The 980-nt window shown below is 35.3% G+C and carries 1 protein-coding gene; it reads right to left on the bottom strand.

What is annotated here, in order from left to right; all coding sequences use genetic code 11:
* A partial coding sequence (locus P8V03_RS18995) for a Gfo/Idh/MocA family protein (RefSeq protein ID WP_318799376.1) occupies positions 1-980 on the bottom strand: 980 nt, incomplete at both ends.

Consider the following 980-nt stretch of genomic DNA (forward strand, 5'->3'; position numbering starts at 1 on the left):
TTCTTTCCTTCTTCTCCATTTATTAAAGGCTCTCTATTATCATTTATAGCATCTATCATATCTTTAAATAGTGGAATATGACCGAAGCCGTAAACTGTATCTGGATCTCCTTCTTGAGCTTTTAATATTTCATCTTCGTTATCCTTATTGTCTGCAAATCTCCAAGTTTCTATTTTATTTACTGCTAGCCCTCCAATAGATACTGTTCCAGTTTCTCCAAATATGCTTAGGGTTTCTTCTAAATTCTTTGGATATACGCAGGCACTTCCTTCAATTATTCCTATAGCTCCGTTCTTGAAGCGTATAATTATAGCTCCAAAGTCTTCTGCTTCAATATCTCTCAAGAAGGTATCACACTGTGCATATACTGTGTCTATTTCTCCACCCATCATCCATTGAAGTAAATCTATATTATGTATACATTGATTCATTAAGGTACCGCCATCAAGCTCCCAGGTTCCTCTCCATGGTGCTTGAGTATAGTATCCCATATTTCTATTCCAAAGTATTCTTGCTGTTCCGTTAACAAGTCTTCCAAATCTATTTTCTTCTACTGCAGTTCTAAGCTGTTGTATTGGTGCATTAAATCTATTCTGGTGACTTACACATAACTTCACATTATTACTTTTTGCACATTCTATCATTTTATCCGCATCTTCTATAGATAGTGCCATTGGCTTTTCAACTATAACATGCTTCTTTTCATTCATACAATAGATAGCTATTTCTGGATGGTATCCGCTTTCAGTAGCTATAACTGCAACATCTATATCTTCTTTGCTAAGCATGTCCTTATAGTCTACATATACCCCTACTTCTATACTTTCATCTAATTTTGAAAGATATTCCTTCTTCTTTTCCTCAGCCTTCTCCTGTGCTATATCACAAGTAGCTACCAAGACAGCTTCCTCTCTATTAGCAACTAATGCTTCTACATGTTTGTATGATATTCTTCCGCATCCAATAATGGCAAATTTCAA

Origin of the sequence: Clostridium tanneri (assembly GCF_033659955.1) — a bacterium.
GTDB classification, from domain to species: domain Bacteria; phylum Bacillota; class Clostridia; order Clostridiales; family Clostridiaceae; genus Clostridium_AM; species Clostridium_AM tanneri.